The sequence below is a fragment of the Brevundimonas sp. MF30-B genome (assembly GCF_004683885.1).
Taxonomy (GTDB): Bacteria; Pseudomonadota; Alphaproteobacteria; order Caulobacterales; family Caulobacteraceae; genus Brevundimonas.
This window is the reverse complement of record NZ_CP038440.1, coordinates 1,907,929-1,925,776: the sequence shown is the minus strand read 5'-3', so window position 1 is coordinate 1,925,776 and position 17,848 is coordinate 1,907,929. Positions and strand designations below refer to the sequence as shown.

The 17,848-nt window shown below is 67.4% G+C and carries 21 protein-coding genes; 3 read left to right on the top strand and 18 right to left on the bottom strand.

The features are described 5' to 3' along the window. Positions 1-43 precede the first annotated feature (43 nt). Genes E4M01_RS09775 through E4M01_RS09745 form a run of 7 tightly spaced genes read right to left on the bottom strand, consistent with a single transcriptional unit; the run spans position 44 to position 5,862 of the window. Positions 44-472 (bottom strand): MAPEG family protein, encoded by a 429-nt coding sequence (locus tag E4M01_RS09775; protein ID WP_135062991.1) that lies wholly within the window; start codon positions 470-472, stop codon positions 44-46. Continuing rightward, positions 469-2,298: a M14 family metallopeptidase gene (locus E4M01_RS09770; RefSeq protein ID WP_135062993.1), complete on the bottom strand. Its 1,830-nt coding sequence runs from the start codon at positions 2,296-2,298 to the stop codon at positions 469-471. Before E4M01_RS09770 ends, E4M01_RS09775 begins: the two co-directional genes overlap by 4 nt. A 35-nt stretch (positions 2,299-2,333) precedes the next feature. Continuing rightward, complete coding sequence (locus tag E4M01_RS09765; RefSeq protein WP_135062995.1) at positions 2,334-2,960, bottom strand: hypothetical protein; 627 nt, start codon at positions 2,958-2,960, stop codon at positions 2,334-2,336. Positions 2,961-2,989: 29 nt separating this feature from the next. Then, entirely contained in the window at positions 2,990-4,519 is a 1,530-nt protein-coding gene (locus tag E4M01_RS09760) for a UbiD family decarboxylase (protein ID WP_135062997.1), read from the bottom strand. 10 nt (positions 4,520-4,529) lie between these two features. After that, positions 4,530-5,189, bottom strand: a complete 660-nt coding sequence (locus E4M01_RS09755; protein ID WP_135062999.1) for a Pr6Pr family membrane protein — start codon at positions 5,187-5,189, stop codon at positions 4,530-4,532. Positions 5,190-5,221: 32 nt separating this feature from the next. Further along, the gene (locus E4M01_RS09750; RefSeq protein WP_135063001.1) at positions 5,222-5,452 is read right to left on the bottom strand and encodes a ribbon-helix-helix domain-containing protein; all 231 of its coding nucleotides are present in this window, start codon (positions 5,450-5,452) and stop codon (positions 5,222-5,224) included. Then, complete coding sequence (locus tag E4M01_RS09745) at positions 5,449-5,862, bottom strand: YbaY family lipoprotein (protein ID WP_135063003.1); 414 nt, start codon at positions 5,860-5,862, stop codon at positions 5,449-5,451. The genes E4M01_RS09750 and E4M01_RS09745 overlap by 4 nt, the downstream gene beginning before the upstream one ends. Positions 5,863-5,965: 103 nt before the next feature. Here E4M01_RS09745 and E4M01_RS09740 point away from each other — a divergent pair, with 103 nt between their 5' ends. Beyond that, a complete protein-coding gene (locus E4M01_RS09740; RefSeq protein WP_245158220.1) occupies positions 5,966-6,889 on the top strand; it encodes a DMT family transporter in 924 nt (307 codons plus the stop codon). Here E4M01_RS09740 and E4M01_RS09735 read toward each other — a convergent pair. Next, positions 6,886-7,065: a DUF4169 family protein gene (locus E4M01_RS09735; RefSeq protein ID WP_135063005.1), complete on the bottom strand. Its 180-nt coding sequence runs from the start codon at positions 7,063-7,065 to the stop codon at positions 6,886-6,888. The two genes, E4M01_RS09740 and E4M01_RS09735, sit on opposite strands and share 4 nt — an antisense overlap. A 76-nt stretch (positions 7,066-7,141) precedes the next feature. Here E4M01_RS09735 and E4M01_RS09730 point away from each other — a divergent pair, with 76 nt between their 5' ends. Continuing rightward, the gene (locus E4M01_RS09730) at positions 7,142-7,378 is read left to right on the top strand and encodes a DUF2171 domain-containing protein (protein ID WP_135063007.1); all 237 of its coding nucleotides are present in this window, start codon (positions 7,142-7,144) and stop codon (positions 7,376-7,378) included. A 21-nt stretch (positions 7,379-7,399) separates the two neighbouring features. Here the strand turns inward: E4M01_RS09730 and pip are convergent, their stop codons facing one another. The 5 genes from pip to E4M01_RS09705 all read right to left on the bottom strand — a co-directional run bounded on the left by pip (position 7,400) and on the right by E4M01_RS09705 (position 12,221). Continuing rightward, the gene (pip, locus tag E4M01_RS09725) at positions 7,400-8,374 is read right to left on the bottom strand and encodes a prolyl aminopeptidase (protein ID WP_135063009.1); all 975 of its coding nucleotides are present in this window, start codon (positions 8,372-8,374) and stop codon (positions 7,400-7,402) included. 27 nt (positions 8,375-8,401) lie between these two features. Continuing rightward, positions 8,402-8,767 carry a DUF423 domain-containing protein gene (locus E4M01_RS09720; RefSeq protein ID WP_135063011.1) on the bottom strand — a complete coding sequence of 122 codons (366 nt, stop codon included), beginning with the start codon at positions 8,765-8,767 and terminating at the stop codon, positions 8,402-8,404. A gap of 33 nt (positions 8,768-8,800) precedes the next feature. Continuing rightward, the gene (locus tag E4M01_RS09715) at positions 8,801-9,385 is read right to left on the bottom strand and encodes a hypothetical protein (protein ID WP_135063013.1); all 585 of its coding nucleotides are present in this window, start codon (positions 9,383-9,385) and stop codon (positions 8,801-8,803) included. A 74-nt stretch (positions 9,386-9,459) separates the two neighbouring features. Further along, the gene (locus tag E4M01_RS09710; RefSeq protein WP_135063015.1) at positions 9,460-11,910 is read right to left on the bottom strand and encodes a tipN; all 2,451 of its coding nucleotides are present in this window, start codon (positions 11,908-11,910) and stop codon (positions 9,460-9,462) included. Positions 11,911-12,035: 125 nt separating this feature from the next. Beyond that, a complete protein-coding gene (locus E4M01_RS09705; RefSeq protein WP_135063017.1) occupies positions 12,036-12,221 on the bottom strand; it encodes a hypothetical protein in 186 nt (61 codons plus the stop codon). Between the two features lie 155 nt (positions 12,222-12,376). Between E4M01_RS09705 and E4M01_RS09700 the strand changes: the two genes are divergently transcribed. After that, positions 12,377-13,870, top strand: a complete 1,494-nt coding sequence (locus E4M01_RS09700) for a phospholipase D-like domain-containing protein (RefSeq protein ID WP_245158221.1) — start codon at positions 12,377-12,379, stop codon at positions 13,868-13,870. A 2-nt stretch (positions 13,871-13,872) separates the two neighbouring features. Here E4M01_RS09700 and E4M01_RS09695 read toward each other — a convergent pair whose 3' ends face one another. The 5 genes from E4M01_RS09695 to E4M01_RS09675 all read right to left on the bottom strand — a co-directional run bounded on the left by E4M01_RS09695 (position 13,873) and on the right by E4M01_RS09675 (position 17,764). After that, positions 13,873-14,601 carry an endonuclease/exonuclease/phosphatase family protein gene (locus tag E4M01_RS09695; protein WP_135063019.1) on the bottom strand — a complete coding sequence of 243 codons (729 nt, stop codon included), beginning with the start codon at positions 14,599-14,601 and terminating at the stop codon, positions 13,873-13,875. A gap of 55 nt (positions 14,602-14,656) precedes the next feature. After that, on the bottom strand, positions 14,657-15,259 hold the full coding sequence (locus E4M01_RS09690; protein ID WP_245158222.1) for a TPM domain-containing protein: 603 nt from the start codon (positions 15,257-15,259) through the stop codon (positions 14,657-14,659). A gap of 83 nt (positions 15,260-15,342) precedes the next feature. Next, a complete protein-coding gene (locus tag E4M01_RS09685) occupies positions 15,343-16,149 on the bottom strand; it encodes a YgcG family protein (RefSeq protein WP_135063023.1) in 807 nt (268 codons plus the stop codon). Further along, positions 16,146-16,778, bottom strand: coding sequence for a LemA family protein (locus E4M01_RS09680; protein ID WP_135063025.1), 633 nt, complete (start codon positions 16,776-16,778; stop codon positions 16,146-16,148). Before E4M01_RS09680 ends, E4M01_RS09685 begins: the two co-directional genes overlap by 4 nt. Before the next feature lie 56 nt (positions 16,779-16,834). After that, positions 16,835-17,764 carry a bifunctional methylenetetrahydrofolate dehydrogenase/methenyltetrahydrofolate cyclohydrolase gene (locus E4M01_RS09675; RefSeq protein WP_135063026.1) on the bottom strand — a complete coding sequence of 310 codons (930 nt, stop codon included), beginning with the start codon at positions 17,762-17,764 and terminating at the stop codon, positions 16,835-16,837. Positions 17,765-17,848: the final 84 nt, after the last annotated feature.

Sequence of the window (17,848 nt, the reverse complement as noted above, 5' to 3'; positions counted from 1 at the left end):
GCCCCGATATGGCGGACGGGGCGGGGCCTCGCAACCGCGCGGCTCAGATGACGGCGAAGGCGATCAGCGCCACGGCCGCCGTCAGCAGGGCCAGCCACGTCAGCAGCATGCCGAGCACCCGGCCAAGAGACGGGCCCTTCTGAAACAGCAGGCCCGCCGCATGGACGGCCCGCCCGACCAGCAGGGTCGCGCCCAGAGCATGGATCATCCAGACGGGGGAACCGACCAGGGCCAGAAGGATCAGCGCGACCAGGCCGGCCGGCACATATTCCGTCGCGTTGCCGAAGGCGCGCGCGGCCGCCGTCATCTCGGGGTGACCGCCATCGCCGAACGCCACCAGATGCCGCCGCCTGCGCCTGACCACCAGACCGGACAGGCCCAGCAGGAAAAGGATCAGGAGACCCGCCCACAACGCCGCCGCGTGCAGCGCCAGATCGACGCCGTGGATGGCTTCAAGAACATCGACGCTCATTGCTCGCGTCCAATCGGATAGAGGCGGAATCGCTGATCGTAGAAGGGCGTGCGCTCATAGAACCAGGCCAGGCGCGCCGCCGCATTGGCCCCGAAATCCGGCTCTTCGGCCAGCTTGGCTTCGAATTCGGCCTTCAGCGCGGGATCAGCGGCCAGCATCCGGTCGGCCAGCGGGGCGATGGCGTAGGCCTCGATGTATTCGACGCGGTTGAGCACCTCGGGGATCATGCCCCAAGCGAAGAAGCCCTCGGAAGACTGGGGCTCCAGAAGCAGGATGGCTACATCGCCCAGCGGCTGATCAGTCGGCACGCGCACCGAGCCGGTCGGGAAGGTCCAATCATGCCGCTCGACCTCGACGGTCTTCACGCTGATCGGCACATGGCCTTCGTTGGTCCGTCCCGACAGCACCGGATCGATCAGGCGCAGCATGTCAACCGCGACCCTGCGCGGAGCCTCCAAGGTCTCCATTTGGATCCCGTGCAGCCGCAGCCGCTCGATCAGGTCAGGCCGATGGCCCGGCACCCAATAGGCGCGCGGCCGGTCCAGCATCAAGGTCGGCCGTGATCCATAGAAGGGCAGCTGCCACAACTCCGGGTCGGGCTCGCCCAGCCAGCGGATTTCGTCGCGCCCGGAGGCCTCGCTGCGATAGGTCTCATAGCGGATGCCTTTGAAGGTGCGGGTGTAGGCCGGCTCTGGATTGCTTTCGAAGTTGGCGGGGACCTGGGCCGGGCGGAGGGCGCTGTCGCCGACGATCGCCTCTCTGAGGCCGGCGCCCTGTTCGGCTAGAATGTTCATCGCCGCCTCAAGGAACACGTATGTGCCGAGCACGCGCTGCGCGTAGGGCTTCAGGCTGTGGTTCTCGATCAGAATGGTGGGGACGTGGGCGGCCGACCCCCAGCCGTTCGAGAACCGTTCGCCCAATCCGCCGTCGTTGAGCCCGGCGCGTGGGTTTTCATAGTCGATGCCGAACACGAGTTCGCCCGGGATGTGCCCCTGGGCCTCAAGCGTCGCGTTCATTGCCGGCTTGAACGCCTCGTCCAGCCACGAGGCGGTCGCCGGACTGCGGCTCCACACCCCGTTCTCGCCATTGTAGCCGTAGGTGACGTCGTACTGATAATCCATGCCGTCCGTGACGTGGATGTCGACGTAGAGGTCCGGGCGGTACTTCAGGATCAGGCTGCGCACAGCCTGCATCTCGGCCTGATCCAGCTTCATGTAGTCACGGTTCAGGTTCTGGTTGGTCGCCGTGTGGCGCCAGCCCTGGATGCGCGGCCCGCGCTGATTGGGACGGGAGTAGACGCTGGCCCGCTCGTGACCGTCGACGCTCAGGATCGGGATAAGGATCAAGTTGACGCGGTCCAGCAGGTCCGACTTGCCGTAGAAGGCCATGTCGCGCAGCAGCATCATCCCGGCGTCCTTGCCGTCGATTTCGCCGGGGTGGATGCCGGCCTGGGCCAGCAGCACTGGCTTGGACGGATCGAACTGGGCGCCGTCCTTGGAGGCGATGACGGCGTAGATCGGACGGCCTTCGGGTGAAACCCCGAACTCTTCGATGCGGATCAGGTCCGAGGCCTGATCCAGCCGGTCGAACCAGGCGCGCGTGTCAGCATAGTTCGGGCTGAAGTCGAGGGCGGGGTCACGCTCGAAGTCCGTCGCCCAGCGATCGCCGGGCTCGCGCAGCAGGGCGCGGCTGGCGCCGTTCCATTCCGGCGCCGGCGGCAGGAAGGCCTGATCCCACGGCGCAGCGTTGGGCACGGAACGGTCTTGGGACATGACGGGACTCGCGGTCAGGGCGGCCAGGGCCGAAATCAGCAGGACATTGCGCATTCGGTTTCCTCGGCCAATCTGATGGGATCGGCAAGTCATGCGGCGCCGGGCGGCGACCACCCGCCGCTGGCGATCAGCACGCCGGCTGCGCGCGCGACATTCCACAGGGTGTAGCCCAGCACCACGACCATCGCCGCCACCACTACGGGACGCCACGGCGCGATCGCCGCCGTCGCCGTGCCAAGGACGAAGACCGCCAGGCCGATCCAGAGGCGGGGCGAGCTCGCCATCTGGGCGAAGCCTGGATTGGCCATGGCCAAGATAATGACCAGCAGGGCCACGATCAGATTGGCTATCAGGATGCAGGTGAAGACCAGCCGCCGGTGCGACCAGAAATGCTCATCCAGATCAATGCGTCCGTGCGCGCCCTCGGCCGAGGTGCGCGGAAAAGTGACGCTGGCGGCAATGTAGAAGGTCGCGGCGATCACCAGGCTCATAACCAGCAGCGCCATGTTGTAAGGCGCTCCGCGAAAGATCGCCCAGGCTTGGTTCCAGAAGGTGGTGATGTCGATGGCGACGAAAATCGCCAGCATCGGCGTCAGCCAGCCGAATCGGATCCGCTGGCGCTCATGCAGGACACGCGCGAACCCGCCGACCAGTTCGGCAACGGACAGGCCCAGAAGCAGGCCGTAAAAGCTGAAGAAGAACTCGAATGCGCTCAAGACCGCCCCCCGGCTGATCGATCAGCAGCCTATTTCCAGATCGGCGTCTTGTCGCCAGGCAATCCCAGCCGATCCCACATATCGGACACGCGCTCGACCACCGCCTCGTCCATGCGGATTTCCTGGCCCCATTCGCGCTTGGTCTCAGGCTCCCATTTGTCGGTGGCGTCCAGACCGATCTTGGAGCCCAGGCCGCTCTCGGGGCTGGCGAAGTCCAGATAGTCGATCGGGGTGTTCTCGATGACGGTGATGTCGCGGGCCGGATCCATCTTGGTCGAGATGGCCCACATGACGTCCTTCCAGTCACGGGCGTCGATGTCGTGGTCCACCACGATGACCCACTTCGTGTACATGAACTGGCGCAGATAGCTCCACACGCCCAGCATCACCCGCTTGGCGTGGCCCGGATAGGCCTTCTTCATTGACACCACGGCGATGCGGTAGCTGCAGCCCTCGGGCGGCAGCCAGAAGTCTACGATCTCCGGAAACTGCTGACGCAGCAGGGGGATGAAGACCTCGTTCAGCGCCTCTCCCAGCACCGAGGGCTCGTCCGGCGGCCGGCCGGTGAAGGTGGTCAGATAGATCGGGTCGCGGCGCATGGTGATCGCCGTCACCTGGAACACAGGGAAGGTCTCGACCGAGTTGTAGTAGCCCGTGTGGTCGCCATAGGGGCCTTCCGCCGCGTGCTCGTTCAGCAGCACATGGCCCTCCAGCACGATCTCAGCGTTGGCCGGCACCATCAGCGGCACCGTCTTGCACGGGACCAACTCGGCCTTGGCGCCGCGCATCAGGCCGGCGAATTGATACTCGGACAGCGTGTCCGGCACAGGCGTGACCGCCGCCAGGATGGTTCCAGGATCAGCGCCCAGCACGACCGCGCAGGGCAGGGGCTCGGTCGGCCGGGCCTTCTTGTGCCGGGCGTAATGCTGCGCCCCGCCGCGATGCGCCAGCCAGCGCATGATGGCCTTGTCCTTGCCCAGCACCTGCATCCGATAGATGCCCAGGTTGAAGTCGTCCTCGCGGTCGTCGGACGGCCCCTTGGTGACGACCAGGCCCCAGGTGATCAGCGGCGCCGGCTCGCCGGGCCAGCAGCCCTGGATCGGCAGGCGGGTCAGGTCGATCTGATCGCCGGTCAGCACGACCTCCTGCACCGGCGCCTTTTTCACCGTCTTGGGGCGCATTGCCATGACAGTCTGCATCAGGGGCAGCATCTCCATGGCGTCGCCCAGACCGCGCGGGGGTGTCGGATTGCGCAGAAAGGCCAGCAGCTCGCCGACCTCACGCAGCTCGGCGGCGGTGGTGCGGTTCTTCTTCTCCAGCGTCACGCCCATGGCGACGCGCTTCACAGTGCCGAACAGATTGGCCAGACAGGGAATGGGGCTGATCGAGCCGTCCGGCATCACCGGCTTTTCAAATATGACCGCCGGGCCGCCGTTGCGCAGCAGCCGGGTTTGGATCTCGGTCATTTCCAGATGCGTCGAGACCGGCTCGGCGACGCGCACCAGCTCGCCCTCCGCCTCTAGAATGTCGATGAAATCGCGAAGGGACTTGTAGGCCATGGGCTGACGCTTAAGCGGCCCGGCGGTCCGTGTCACCTCGTCCAAAGACGCGATCCAGCATGACGAGGAACAGGCCGATGACCAGGAACACCGCCAGGACCAGGCCGGCCCAGCCCGCCGTCCGCCACCAACCCTGCTGGTCGACGTTCAAAAACCAATAGGGCCACCAACTGCTCGTCAGGCCGTGAACCAGCGTCCAGCCTGTATAGGCCAGTGGGTAAGCCAGCCATTTCAGCGGGTCGATCCAGCGCAGCCGGCCCTTGGGCGTGAACAGCAGCCAGTCGGCCCAGAAGGCCAGCGGCATGATCGTGTGCAGCGCCACATCCGCGACCAGCTGCCACCCTTGAGGATCCCAGACGCGCGCCAGCAGCAGGTGGTAGATCAGCCCGACAACGCCGATATAGAGCGCCACGGCGGCGCGCACGCCCTCGCTCCCGGCCCAGCGCCCCAGGCCGGTCCGCTCCCACAGCACGGGCGCGGCCAGGGCCACGACCACCAGCACGTTGGTCAGGATGGTGAAGAAGCTGAAGAACCGAAGGGTGGCGTCGCCTACAGCGCCGGCTGGCTGGCCGCCGATCATGAGGCCATACTGCAGCGCCAGGGCGCCCGCGCCGATCAGGGCGAACAGGGTGCGCCAGGCGCGCGCGAAGCCGGGGCGGTTGATCGTCATCGCGCGCAGCAGGCGCGCGTCGCGACGCGCTGTCAATCGGCGGCGAAGCTGCGATCCCCGGCAGTCCATTCCAGCGCGAGCAGGCGGCATGCGGAGGCCAGGGGGCGTCTGCCGCGACGTTCGTCCAGGCGGATCAGAAGAGCCGCACGACCCAGGCTCATTTCGGCTCCGATTGCATCGAGCACGGCCCAGAATTCCGGTTCCAGCGCGACCGAAGTGGCGTGGCCGGACAGCAGGACTGATCGCTTGACCAGTCCGCTCAAGGGGCGCGCACGCCCACGAGCACGATGTCCGCCCGATCCGGCGCGCCGCGCGTCAGCACGGAATGGCGGGTGTCTGTCGTGAACCGGAGCACGCCAGCCGGGTCGCGGATTTCCGCGCGCACGGCGTACTCATGGCGCGGGTCCAACTGGGCGGCGTCTGTGGACAACCGTACTGAGTAAGGCGGTGCTCGCCCCTCCAGTTCCAGCGCTGTTTCCGCCAGAGTCCTTGACGGCGCATCGGCCAGGCTGACGTCGGCCAGAGTGACGCGCAGCGTATGGCCGGGCGGCAGAAGGATGCGCTCGCGGTAGGTCACGGTGACATCCACCCCGCGCTGCTCCGACATGATGGGGGGCGTGGCCGCGCATCCGGCGATGACGGCGGCGAGCGGGGCGGTGAGGGCAAGACGCATGGCTTCTCTCCTGGCCGTAACAGTCTAGCCCATAACGGCCGCCGTCACAGAGCGATGCGAGACGTGTAGCGCGCGCAGCAAAACCGGGTGCTAGAGGCCGTTCGTGAGCACTTCGAATCGCACCGCCATGCCGGCTTCCGTCTTCGCCCTCGGAGGTGTGGCCGTCTGCGCCCTGATCTGGGGCACGACCTGGTACGCGATCACCCATCAGTTGGGCGCGGTCGACCCTGTCGTGTCCGTTGTGATGCGGTTCGGCCTGGCTTCCGTAGTGCTGTTCGCCGTGGTCAAGGCGACCGGCGGGCGCATCGGCCTGACGGCGCGTCAGCATCTGGCCGTGCTGGGGCAGGGCGGCTTCGCCTTTTCGGTCAGCTACCTGTGCGTCTATCGCGCGGAGGAGAATATCGCGTCGGCCATCGTGGCGGTGATCTTCGCGGCCCTGGCCTTCGTGAACCTGATCCTGTTCCGCCTGGCCTCGGGTCAGAAGGCGGCGAAGACGGCTTGGCTCGGCGCCGCCCTGGGCGTCATCGGGGTTGCGGTGCTGTCGGGCGGAGAAATTTTGGCGGCGGGCCTCAGCGAGCGCGCCGCGCTGGGGGTCGGCTTGTCCTTAATCGCGGTCATCGCCTCGGCCTTCGGCAACTGGTTCGCTTGGCGCGGCCAGCAGGCCGGGGCGGGCGTTCTGGCGGGCACCGCCTGGGCCATGGCGTACGGGACGGTCTTGCTCGGCCTGTTCGGGTTTGTGACCGGCGTGTCCTGGGCTGTGGAGTGGACGCCGGCCTATGTCATCTCGCTGCTGTATCTGTCGCTGTTCGGCTCGGTCATCGCGTTCGGACTGTATTTCACTATCGCCCGGGCGCGCGGCTATGCGCTGGCCAGCTACATCTCCGCTCTGACCCCGCCGATCGCCATGGGCGTGTCGGTGCTGTTCGAGGGCGCGAGGTTCGGGCCTTCGGCGCTCGTGGGACTGCTTCTGGTGCTGGCTGGGCAGTTGGCCCTTAGCTGGGCGCCCAGGAAATCCGCCTCGGCCTAGTCGTCGTCGCGGCGATGGCCGTCCAAGGCGGTCTTGGCCTTTTCGCGCTCACGATCCGCCGCCTCGCGCTCGGCTCGGTTGCGGCCGAAGGTCGTGCGGTTGATCTCGGCCGTGCGCTTGGCTTGCACCTTTTCGCGCGCCTTGCGCGCCCGGTTCAGATTGACGATCTCGCCCACGATAACGCTCCGCCGATGTGAACCGGACCCGCCAGCGCGTGTTTAACGCCCAGGTCTGAAACAGAAGGAGACGGCCATGCTAGACGCTTCGCTCATCAAGGAACATCAAGAAGTCGTTGGCTCCGACGGCGGTCACGTCGGCCGCGTCGACCACGTCAAGGGCGACCAGATCGAGCTGGCCAAGCTCGATCTCGCCGGCGGCTTCAAGCACCACTACATTCCGGTCAGCTGGGTCTCGCGCATCGAAGAAGACAAGGTCTTCCTCAGCCTCACCAAGGACGAAGCCAAAGACCGCTGGACCGAGAAACACTGACCATGCCCGGGTCGTCGGCCGCTACAGGTCGGCGGCCCAGTCGGTTGCGCGCACCAAGCTGTCGATGATGCCGGGTTCGGATGAGGCATGGCCGGCGTCCCCGATCACCTCCAGCCTGGCTTCGGGCCAAGCCCGGTGCAGGCGCCAGGCTGCGTCCATGGGGGTCACCACATCGAAACGGCCCTGAGCGATCCAAGCGGGAATGTCTCGGATTCGGTCGACGTTTCGAAGAATCCAGTCCTCGCTCTCGAAGAATCCGCCGTTCGTAAAGTACCAGTTCTCGATCCGCGCGAAGGCTACGGCGAAGTGCGGCTCGGCGAACTTGTCCGGCAGACCCGACGGACCCTGGACCGACACGGTCTCGCCTTCCCAGCTGGACCAGGCGATGGCGCAGCGTTCCCGCTCGGCCACGTCGTCGCCCAGCAGCCGCCGGTTGTAGGCCGCCATGAGGTCCCCGCGCTCCGCCTCAGGGATAGGGGCGACGAACCGCTCCCAGGCGTCGGGCAAGATCATGGATGCGCCATCCTGATAGAACCACTCTAACTCCTTGCGGCTCATCAGAAAGATGCCTCGCAACACCAGGGCGATCGCTCGATCAGGATGGGTGATGGCGTAGGCCAGCGACAGGGTCGATCCCCAGGAACCGCCGAACACCACCCACCGATCGACGCCAAGGCGCTCGCGCAGTCGTTCGATGTCCTCAATCAGACGCCAGGTCGTGTTCTCTTCCAGAGAGGCGTGAGGTCGAGAGCGCCCACAGCCGCGCTGATCGAACATGATGATCCGATACCGCGCCGGGTCAAAGTAGCGCCGCATGGTCGGATTGACCGCACCGCCTGGCCCCCCATGCAACACGATGACGGGGCGGCCCTGCGGATTGCCGCTCTCTTCATAGTAGATTTCGTGTACCCCCTCGGTCGCCATGAAGCCGGAAGCGTAGGGCTCGATTTCGGGGTGCAGGTCGCGGCGGGGGGCGGTCGGTGCAGGAAAGGCCATGGAACTCCAGAAGAGACGAGAAGGGGATCAGCCGGCGTTGCGATGTCGGCGCAGACCGGCGAAAGCGAGCAAGACCCAGGCCGCCAGCATCAGCAGGCCGCCAAGCGGGGCGACCGCGCCCATGGCCGACAGACTGAGCAGGCCGAGCGCGCAGAGCGCCAGGCTGAACACCAGCCCGCCCGAGGCCCCCAGCCATCCCGCCAGGTGGATCGTGCGGGCGCTCGACAGCGCGCAGGCGACCGCGAGAACGGCATGCAGCAGCTGGTACTGAGCCCCCGTGGTGAGCAAGGTCTTGACCTGCGGCGACGCTCCGTGCGCGGCGAAGGCGCCCAAGGTTACGCCCAGAGCGCCGTTCAACGCGGCGAAGACCAGCAGATTGCGGGATGGGGTCATGGTCGAGTCTGAAGCCGCCCGTTCCGACGTCAATCACGCGCGGGCCAGGGAAGCCGGATCGCGCCCCATCATCGCCTCGGCCGCAGCCTTGACGGCGCGCCGCACCTCATCGGCAGGCGCGCGGGAGGGCGCGCGCAGAAGGCCGATCGAGGGCGTGGCCTGCCCATCGCGCAAGCCATTGAGAACTCGATAGAGCAGTTGGCTGCCGGCGTCCTGTTCTGCCTCAGAGGTCGAGCTTGCAGCCAAGCCGGCGGCGTTGAGTGCGCGGACCATTTCGGCCACAGGGGCCGTGGCGCGCACGACGCCCGGTCCGGTCGGGGCCAAGCGCTCGCCATTGTCGGCGCCCCGGTTCTCCGCTCTCATTTGAACGCGGAACCCGTCGTTCGATCGACTACGTCCGACCAGCAGGAGAGCGCGACAGTTCTGATTGTCCAGCAGATCGGTCAGAGCCTGAAGATCGGCGCGCTCGGGTGTCACCGTGCGCGCCCCTTCGGGGCTCCAGGGCTCCCCGGACAGGTCTTCGAAGAGGTCCCACCCTGCGTCGTGGCGCTCCCACGCGCAGATGACGATGGAGGGGCGGCGATCGCGCGGCGTCGGTTCGACGTCAATGTTCGTCATGGCCCCTCCGCTGCGCTCTGCAACAGCGGGAAGAGAACTCGCCTCATCGCAGCCCCGGCGTCAAGCATCTTGGCTCAGGCCAGGTCGCCGATGGCCGCGTCCAGCAGCATGAAGGCCCGCCCGCCGTCCGTGGATAGGCGCGCCAGCACTTCCGCGTCGTCGCGTCGGGAGGCGGCGGGCGCCATGGCACGGCTCATGGCCCGCACATAGGCTTCGGCCTCGGCCTGCAGGCCAGAGTCGGCCAAAACGCGGCGCGAGACGCTGCGAACGGCCGCAGGGGCGACGCGACGCACGATATGCCGAGCCGCCTCCGCATCGCCGGACGCGAGGGCCCGCGCGGCCTCTTCGACCCGAGCGCGCGGCAACAGGGCGTTCGGATCAACGCCCATGCGGCGGATGGCGGCGGTAATGCGATCGGTCAGATTGTCGAGATCCCGCTCGACCGGGGGGGGCGCGGGCTTCTGATCCGGCTCCGGCCGCCCGAGGTCCGCCCAGTCCAGCCCGGCGTCGCCGCGGACAGAACTCTGCGAGTCGGCGCCTTTGGGGGCGGCCTCCAGCTTCAGTCGACCGCGCAGGCCGTCGCGTTCCTCGGGGCGCGCCGGCTCTGCGTCGAGGCCCAGATCTCGGCGGCGCGGCGCGGCGTCGCCGGACACCACGCCCATCAGCTTCACCGCCTCAGTCAGCATGTCGTAGTTGCGGCGCACCCGGTCCTGGAAGCCTGCTTCGACCGCAGCGGTGTCTTCGGCCGCCTTGCGAGAGGCGTCCGACAGAGCGGCCAGTCCCTGTTCGACGCTTGTCCGTACAGCCTCGACGCGGTCGCGCGCCTCCTGGGGCAGGCGCGCGGTGCGTGCGTCGACCTGGGCCACGGCGGCGTCGACGTCTGACAACGCCCTGGCCATTCGCTCCAGCATGGCTTCGAGGCGGTTCAACACTTGCTCGCCGGTCTGATCCACCATGTCGGCCGTTTCGCCGACGATGCGGCGGGCCCCTTCGATGCGGGCGTCTGCAGCCTGGTCGGCCTTCTGTGCGGCCTCGAACAGGGCCTCGCCGAGGCGATCCGCCCGAATCTGCGCCTGATGGGCGGCGTCTGCGGCTGCGGCTCGCGATTCGTCGGCTGTCGCCTTCATCGCCTCCAACGCCCGCCGGGTCTCCTCGATGAGAAGATCACGAGATTCGGCGGCGAGGGCCTCGAAGCGGTCGAGCGCAAGCTTGGTGGCGTTGTCAAAACCGTCGGCCTCGCGCTGCGACATCTCCACGAGGGCCTTGAACTGATCGCCGGCGGCTTCGACCAGTTCGCGCATCGACTGACGGGTCTGGGCCGAGACGCGGTTCAGTTCGCTGGACGCCTGGCGGGTGGCGGACAACTGCTCCACGAGCTGGGCCCGCTGGCTTTCCACCTGGGCGGAGAAATCCTCCTGATCGGTGCGCAGGGCGTAGGCGGCGGTGACCAGGGATGCGCGCTGCTGTCCAAGCCCCTCCTCGACCGCGTGGATCTGCTCGGCGACTCCAGAGCCGGCGGTCTCCAGTCGCAGCGTCTGACGAGCCAGGTCGTCGGAGGCGGCGCGGGCGGCGTCCTGGGCCTCGCCCGCAGCGGCGGCCAGGTCCGCGGCGCGGGCGGCGAGGGCGGCCTCCGCTTCGCGCAGTTGGGCCTGAGCCAGGTCGGACGCGTCGCCGACCATGCGCGACTGACGCTCGACCGCCTCGACCACGCCGGCGGCCTGGCGGTCCAGGCGTTCGCCCAGTCCGCCCATGGCCTCGCGTTCCGCGCCCAGCTGTGCCGCCAGCTCGCGCGCGGTTCGGCCGGCGGTTTCTGCGGCCTCGTTCAGACGTCGGGTCTCCTCGGCCAGAGCCTCGCGCAGCAGAGCCATGTCGTTGCGCGCGCGCTCAGCCGCCAGAGCGGCGTGGTCGATGTCTCCGCGCAAGCCTGTAAGCACCTGACCAGCCTCGCGGGCGGCGAGGGCCGTCGGAGCCACCAGGGCATTGGAAAGGTCGCGAGCGCGACGGGTTTCGAGCGCCAGGGCGGCTGCGTGTCGCGACGCATGCGCCAGCATAAGCGCCAGACCGACCGGGGCGAGGGCGACGAGTGAGAAGAGCGCGACGCGCAAGGCGTTCAGCTCCGCGCCGCCGGCGCCGACCTCGTACGCCAGCCACGACGCCACGCCGCCGATCCACAAGACCGACGCGAGTGCGGCCAAGGCGTAGGCGTGACGAGCCGGCTCTCCGCGCGGTGCATGGTCGGGCAGAACGGGAGTGTGCGAGGGAGAGGACACGGCGGGCGGCGCGTCGGCCGAGCGGGTCATCTCGACGCCGGCAGGTGTGGCGTCGCCTTGCAGCCGCGCCTGCTCAAGCCGACGACGCTGGCGTTCGGACATGGGGCGGTCGGCAGCTTCGGGCTCGGGTACGACCGGCTCAGCGCTCGGTTCGATCGGCGCCAGGGACGGATCAGGCGCAGCGTCGACGCCGACCGCATCCGGCGAGGGTTCGGCTTCAGTCAGATTCAGCGGCGGCCGTCGGCGGGATTTCATCGGCGAGCAATCTCACGAACTGACGGCCCTGTCGGACGCGGCCGCGGGCGGCGAACCTAGCGGCTGCAGGGCACGGCGGAAACCCGCAGAACGACTGAACCGGGGATGAAACCGAAGTGCGAGGCCTAGCAGTGATGTTCGATGGGAGCAGGCACGCTATTGGGCGCCGTTGCGGCGCCCGCGCAATCCTCGACGCGCCGGACTTCCTGAGGCGGGGTGCGCGGTGTCTGCATGTCGACGCCGAACTGCGACAGGGCCACCGAGGCCAGAAGCGCGACGAAGCCGGCGATCAATTCGATCAACGCCTGCACCTGCGTCGTTCCTTCTCCAAACCTGTGTGCTTTATGCTCGTTTTTCCGCTCAAGCGCAAACAGGCCGCGTTGACCGCAACGGGCGCCCGTGAAACGGATGAAGCTCAGGGCCGACGTTCGCCGTAGCGTCACGAATCCAGCGCAGAGGAAGCGGCATGGCCGCAGACGCCGACATCGCCACCGGCGCCTATGAGGGCGACCTTGCAGGTCCCGGCGCTCCAGGCGTCTGGCGCAGCGAGGTCGCGCATCGATTCGCCGTGCTCATGGAAAATGAAGCCTATTTCGACGCCCTGTCGTCGGCGCTGCACAAGGCGCAGAGGTCGATCGTCGTTCTGGGCTGGCAGTTCGACCCGCGCACCCATCTGGATCCGGAGACCCGGCCGACCGACCGTCAGGCGGAGATCGGTCATCAGCTCCGCATGCTGGTCAAGCAAAGACCAGAATTGGAAGTCCGCCTGCTGATTTGGAAGTCGCCGCTCGTGATCGCGGCGTCGCAAGGTTTCTATCCGCACCGAGCGCAGGGGTGGTTCCGCAAGCGCATGATCGAGTTTCGGCTGGACGCCCCGGGCCCCATGGGAGCGTGTCACCATCAGAAGGCGGTGATCATCGACGACGCCGTGGCGTTTTGCGGCGGAGGAGATATCTCAACCGACCGCTGGGATTCGGTCGAACATCTGGACGGCGACCCGCGTCGCTGTCGACCGTCGGGAGACATCTGCGCCCCTCGCCACGAAACGATGTGCGTCTTCGACGGCCCCGCAGCCCGCGCGCTTGGGGATCTGGCGAGAGAGCGCTGGTTCCGCGCCACCTGGGAGCGGACGCTGCCGGACAATGCGCCGGGTGATCCCTGGCCGGACGGCGTCGAACCGGACATCCGTGAAGCCCCGGTCGCGATCGCGCGCACCGAGCCGGCCTGGGCGGGACGCGCCGAGGTCCGCGAGAACGAAACTCTGTATCTGGAGGCGATCAAGCGCGCCCGGCGGCTGATCTATCTGGAGAACCAGTACTTCACTTCGCCGATCCTGGCGGCTGCTCTGGCGGAACGGCTGGCGGAGCTGGATGGACCTGAAATCGTACTGGTCTCAACGGGCCGCAGCCCGTCCTGGTTCGACAGCTTCACGATGGACACGGCGCGCGCTGAGGTGCTGTACCGCCTCGAGGCGGCGGACAAGCATCATCGTTTCTCCGCCTTCAGCCCACGCACCGTCGCCGGCGAACGGATCATCGTGCATTCGAAGGTCGCCGTGTTCGACGACCGCCTGTTGAGGATCGGGTCGACCAATCTGAACAACCGATCCATGGGGCTCGACACGGAGTGCGACGTGGCCGTCGAGCCGCGCGACGAAGCCGGCCGAGCCGCGATCCGGCGCTTTCGGCACAGGAGCATCGGTCACTTCATCGGCGTTTCCGGCGAAACCTTCGATGCCGCCGAGGCGGTCATGGGCTCGGTGGGAGAGGCCGTGCGGCGGTTCGACACCGGCCGCATGTTCGCCCTGGGCGCACAGGAGCCGCGCTGGATCGAAAGAGCGATCGCTGAGTGGCAGCTGGGTGATCCCTCGTCCAGCGCCGACGCCTGGAGACCCTGGCTGCGTCGACTGCGCTCGCAGCGTACCCGCCCGAAGTCCGAAGGGGGGCAGGCGCCGGGCTGACGCTAGGCCCCGATCTCGAAATCCATGACGAGCGGCAGATGGTCCGAGGCGGCGCGGGCCAGCGGCGAATAGGGCGCTCGAATGCCCGTGACCCGAACCTCCGCGCTGACGAAGAAGTGGTCAATTCGAATGGCCGGAAACCCGGATGGGAAGGTCTTCACCGAGGGCTTCAGGCCCAGTCGTCTCTGAGCGTCGTCCAGGCGTCGGGTCAGGGTGCGGTAGGGCCTGGTCAATGACGTGGCGTTGAAGTCTCCCGTCAGGATCGTGGGGCCGTCGCAGGCCCCGACCCACTCCGGTCCGATCAGGGCGATAGCCTGGAGCCGTTGCTCGCGCGGGACCAGCCCGAGGTGGGTGTTGATGACGTTGATCTGCGCGCCGCCAAGCTCGATCCTCGACCAGAGCGCGCCTCGCGGTTCGAGGCCCCGAATGCCGCGAATGGTGGGAAGGGCCTGAGCCTTGACCAGGACCTCCGGGTGAGGCGTCAGGATGGCGTCGCCATAAAGCTCCTTCTCCACGCGCATCGCCGGATGGAACCTCGACACCATCGAAAGGCGGGAGGCTATCTCTTCGGCCTGATCGACCCCGCCCGTCCGCGCGCGCCCGACATCCAGCTCCTGGAGGCAGACGATGTCCGGCTCGTGTTCGGCTATGACATGGACGATGCGATCGACGTCCAGACGTCTGTCGACACCCAGACAGCGGTGCACATTGTAAGTCAGAAGACGAGGCATGAGATCCCGGCTTGGCCGCAGCTCTTTCGGAGGTGATTGCGACCCTAATCGGGCGTTACAGCACGATCAGCCGATCAGCCAGTTCATTACGGTCCCTGGGCGCCGGCGGAAACTCCTGAGCCAGCACCTGGCCGCAGAGCGCGATCGCGATCTCGAACCCCTCGACCGGACGACCCTTTTTGAGCTGTCGCGTCATCGCTTCGACGGCATCCCCCCAGACCTCGCGATCCACCCGCTCATGGATGCCTTCGTCGACGATGATCTCCACACGATGATCCTCCAAGGCCGCGAAGATGAGCACCCCAGTGCGATCCTCGGTGTACTGAAGCCCATGGGAAAGGAACTGTTGCATCGCTGCGCGGCGGACGCGGGCGCGTCGCATGGGCCGCGGCGTCAGACGATAGCGGACCGCGGGAATGGAGACGACCATGAACACCGTGAGGAACACAGCGGCCTGCAGGACTCCATAGGCGGCGAGCGCCTTGCCGATCGTGATGTCGCGGGCCGCAAGATGGCCCGCTTCCCAACTGTCGGCGATGCCCGGAAACCAGGCGGGGTCGAAGCCGAGCGGGATCAGAAGAAGCGGCAGGATCAATGCACAAGCCGCCGCCCAGGCCAGAGGCACGTCGCGGTAGGACGACACCTGGCGCGCGATCACGCAGAATATCTCGCCCGAAGTCGTCGCCTCGGCGCGACGGATCGCATCGGCGACGCGGCGATGGTCATGATCCGTGAACTGCATCACCATCCGCCCGAGGCCCCGCCGCCGCCAAAACTTCCGCCTCCGCCCGAAAAACCACCGCCGCCGAACCCGCCGCCCCAGCGGCCGCGAGAACGCGTCGGGCCAGTCGACCGACTTAGCAGGTCGCTCGCAGCCCAGATGAGAATCGGCGCGACCCCGCGTCGCCTGCGCCTGCGCCCGCTGCTGGACGCGGCGGCGCCCCAGGCCGCGACGAACATGCATAGAAACACCAGCGCGATGACGATGATCGGGCCCGCCGGAAGACCCGTGCGCGGCGCCTGGGCGCGGGCTGCGAGCGCCTCGGCGTCCGCTCGCTCCATGCGCAGCTGACGCTCGATCGCGTCGGCGCCTCGCAGAATGCCTGACTGAAAAGCGCCTCGCCTGAACTCTGGGAGTATCTCGTCATGGATGATGCGGGCTGAAAGGGCGTCAGTCAGCACGGGCTCGAGGCCGTAGCCGACCTCGATCCGCACCTTGCGTTCGACCGGCGCCACGATCAGCAGCACGCCGTCGTCGCGACGTTCCCGGCCGATGCCCCACGCGCGGCCAAGCTGATAGCCGTAGTCCTCGATTTCCAAGCCCTGGAGGCTGTCGACCGTGACCACCACGACCTGGGCCCCCGAATCGGCCTCGAGCGCCGACAGGTCGCGAGAGAGCGATTGGCGCGCGCCTTCGTCCAGCAAGCCCGCCTGGTCGACCACTGGACCTTCGAGTGGCGGGAAGCGGGGTTGCGAGCGAAGATCGCCTGCAGCCGCCAGACCAATCAGCAACGCCAGGCTGGCTAGCGCCAGCGACACCAGCCTCACTGGGCGGCCGCCGCAGGCTGGGCAGGAGCGCCCAAATCGAAGGTCACCGTCGGTGCAGTCTGAGCCGCCGCCGATGCAGCAAACAACTGCATGGGCTGGGCGCCCGCGTGCGCAGTCTTGGCCCACAGCACGGTCGGGAAAGTGCGCAGCGACGTATTGTAGTCGCGCACTGCTTCATTGTAGTCGCGCCGCGCGATGTTGATCCGGTTCTCGGTGCCCTCCAACTGGGCCTGAAGGGTCAGGAAGTTCTGGTTGGCCTGGAGCTGCGGATAGTTCTCCACCACCATCAGGAGGCGCGAGAGGGCCTGGCTCAGTTCGCCCTGGGCGGCCTGGTAGCGCTGGAAGGCGGCGGGATCGTTGAGCGTCTCGGGGCTTACGGTGACCCCCGTGGCGCGGGCCCGAGCTTCGGTGACCTGGGTCAGGGTGGTCCGTTCCTGAACCGCTGCGGCCTGGACGGTGGCGACCAGATTCGGGATCAGGTCAGCGCGACGCTGATATTGGCTCTGGACGTCGGCCCAGGCCGCCTCGGCGCGCTCCTGCTTGGTCGGAATGGCGTTGTAGCCGCAGGCCGAAAGGGGCGTCGCCACAACCACAGCGATTGCAAGAGCCCGAGCGCCAGAACCGATCATTGAAACCTCCCCCTCGCGATCGAGGGGCGCAGATATCAACGTTCCGGACCGCCCCTTCAAGTGGATTGAGATAAATCCTCAGGGTCAGACCCGGTTGCACGACAGGCGGCGGCGTAGGTGTTGGCGAGCAGGCAGGCGATCGTCATTGGTCCTACGCCGCCCGGCACCGGGGTGATGGCGCCCGCGACACGCGCCGCCTCCTCGAAGGCGACGTCGCCGACGACGCGTGTTCGCCCCTCGGCGGCCTTGGCCGGGTCACGGGAAGGCACGCGATTGATACCCACGTCGATCACCGTGGCGCCCGGCTTGATCCAGTCGCCCCCGATCATTTCCGCTCTACCGACGGCCGCGATCAGTATGTCGGCGGTGCGGCACAGCGCGGCCAGGTCGCGCGTCCGGGAATGGGCGATGGTGACCGTACAGCTTTCGCCGAGAAGAAGCTGCGCCATGGGCTTGCCGACGATGTTGGAGCGGCCGACGACGACAGCGTTCAGGCCGGATAGAGAACCGAGCCGATCCTTGAGCAGCATCAAGCAGCCCAACGGCGTGCAGGGCACCAGACCGGGCAGTCCAACGGCCAACCGGCCGGCGTTGACGACGTGGAAGCCGTCTACATCCTTGTCGGGGTCGATCGCATCCAGCACAGCCGCAGCGTCGATGTGGTCGGGCAAAGGCAGTTGGACCAGGATGCCGTGGATGCCCGCGTCGGCGTTCAGCTCGGCGATCAGGTCCAGCAGTTCAGCCTGTGTCGCGCCTGCCGAGAGGCGATGGGTGTCGGACCGCATGCCGGCGCGAAGGGTCGTCTCGCCCTTGTTGCGGACGTAGAGCTGGCTGGCGGCGTCCTCGCCCACGATGACCACCGCCAGGCCTGGCGTGACGCCGTTCGCAGCCTTTAACCGCGCCGTCGCAACGGCGACGCGGTCGACCAGGACCGCAGCGAAGGCCTTGCCGTCGATGATGTCGGCGCGCGCAGGTTCGTCCGCCATGGCGGGCCTCCGGATTCTGACGAAACTTCGATGCCGAGCGATTTACAGATCGGCTCGCCGCGCGTCTATGATCGGTCATTCATT

What these genes read in the sequence shown, in the direction of transcription:
- E4M01_RS09680 (WP_135063025.1), bottom strand. Translation starts at nt 16,778, where the DNA reads ATGATCGGTTCTGGCGCTCGGGCTCTTGCAATCGCTGTGGTTGTGGCG.
- E4M01_RS09695 (WP_135063019.1), bottom strand. Translation starts at nt 14,601, where the DNA reads ATGCCTCGTCTTCTGACTTACAATGTGCACCGCTGTCTGGGTGTCGAC.
- E4M01_RS09720 (WP_135063011.1), bottom strand. Translation starts at nt 8,767, where the DNA reads ATGACCCCATCCCGCAATCTGCTGGTCTTCGCCGCGTTGAACGGCGCT.
- E4M01_RS09700 (WP_245158221.1), top strand. Translation starts at nt 12,377, where the DNA reads ATGGCCGCAGACGCCGACATCGCCACCGGCGCCTATGAGGGCGACCTT.
- E4M01_RS09710 (WP_135063015.1), bottom strand. Translation starts at nt 11,910, where the DNA reads ATGAAATCCCGCCGACGGCCGCCGCTGAATCTGACTGAAGCCGAACCC.
- E4M01_RS09760 (WP_135062997.1), bottom strand. Translation starts at nt 4,519, where the DNA reads ATGGCCTACAAGTCCCTTCGCGATTTCATCGACATTCTAGAGGCGGAG.
- E4M01_RS09675 (WP_135063026.1), bottom strand. Translation starts at nt 17,764, where the DNA reads ATGGCGGACGAACCTGCGCGCGCCGACATCATCGACGGCAAGGCCTTC.
- E4M01_RS09770 (WP_135062993.1), bottom strand. Translation starts at nt 2,298, where the DNA reads ATGCGCAATGTCCTGCTGATTTCGGCCCTGGCCGCCCTGACCGCGAGT.
- E4M01_RS09755 (WP_135062999.1), bottom strand. Translation starts at nt 5,189, where the DNA reads ATGACGATCAACCGCCCCGGCTTCGCGCGCGCCTGGCGCACCCTGTTC.
- E4M01_RS09715 (WP_135063013.1), bottom strand. Translation starts at nt 9,385, where the DNA reads ATGACGAACATTGACGTCGAACCGACGCCGCGCGATCGCCGCCCCTCC.
- E4M01_RS09730 (WP_135063007.1), top strand. Translation starts at nt 7,142, where the DNA reads ATGCTAGACGCTTCGCTCATCAAGGAACATCAAGAAGTCGTTGGCTCC.
- E4M01_RS09775 (WP_135062991.1), bottom strand. Translation starts at nt 472, where the DNA reads ATGAGCGTCGATGTTCTTGAAGCCATCCACGGCGTCGATCTGGCGCTG.
- pip (WP_135063009.1), bottom strand. Translation starts at nt 8,374, where the DNA reads ATGGCCTTTCCTGCACCGACCGCCCCCCGCCGCGACCTGCACCCCGAA.
- E4M01_RS09745 (WP_135063003.1), bottom strand. Translation starts at nt 5,862, where the DNA reads ATGCGTCTTGCCCTCACCGCCCCGCTCGCCGCCGTCATCGCCGGATGC.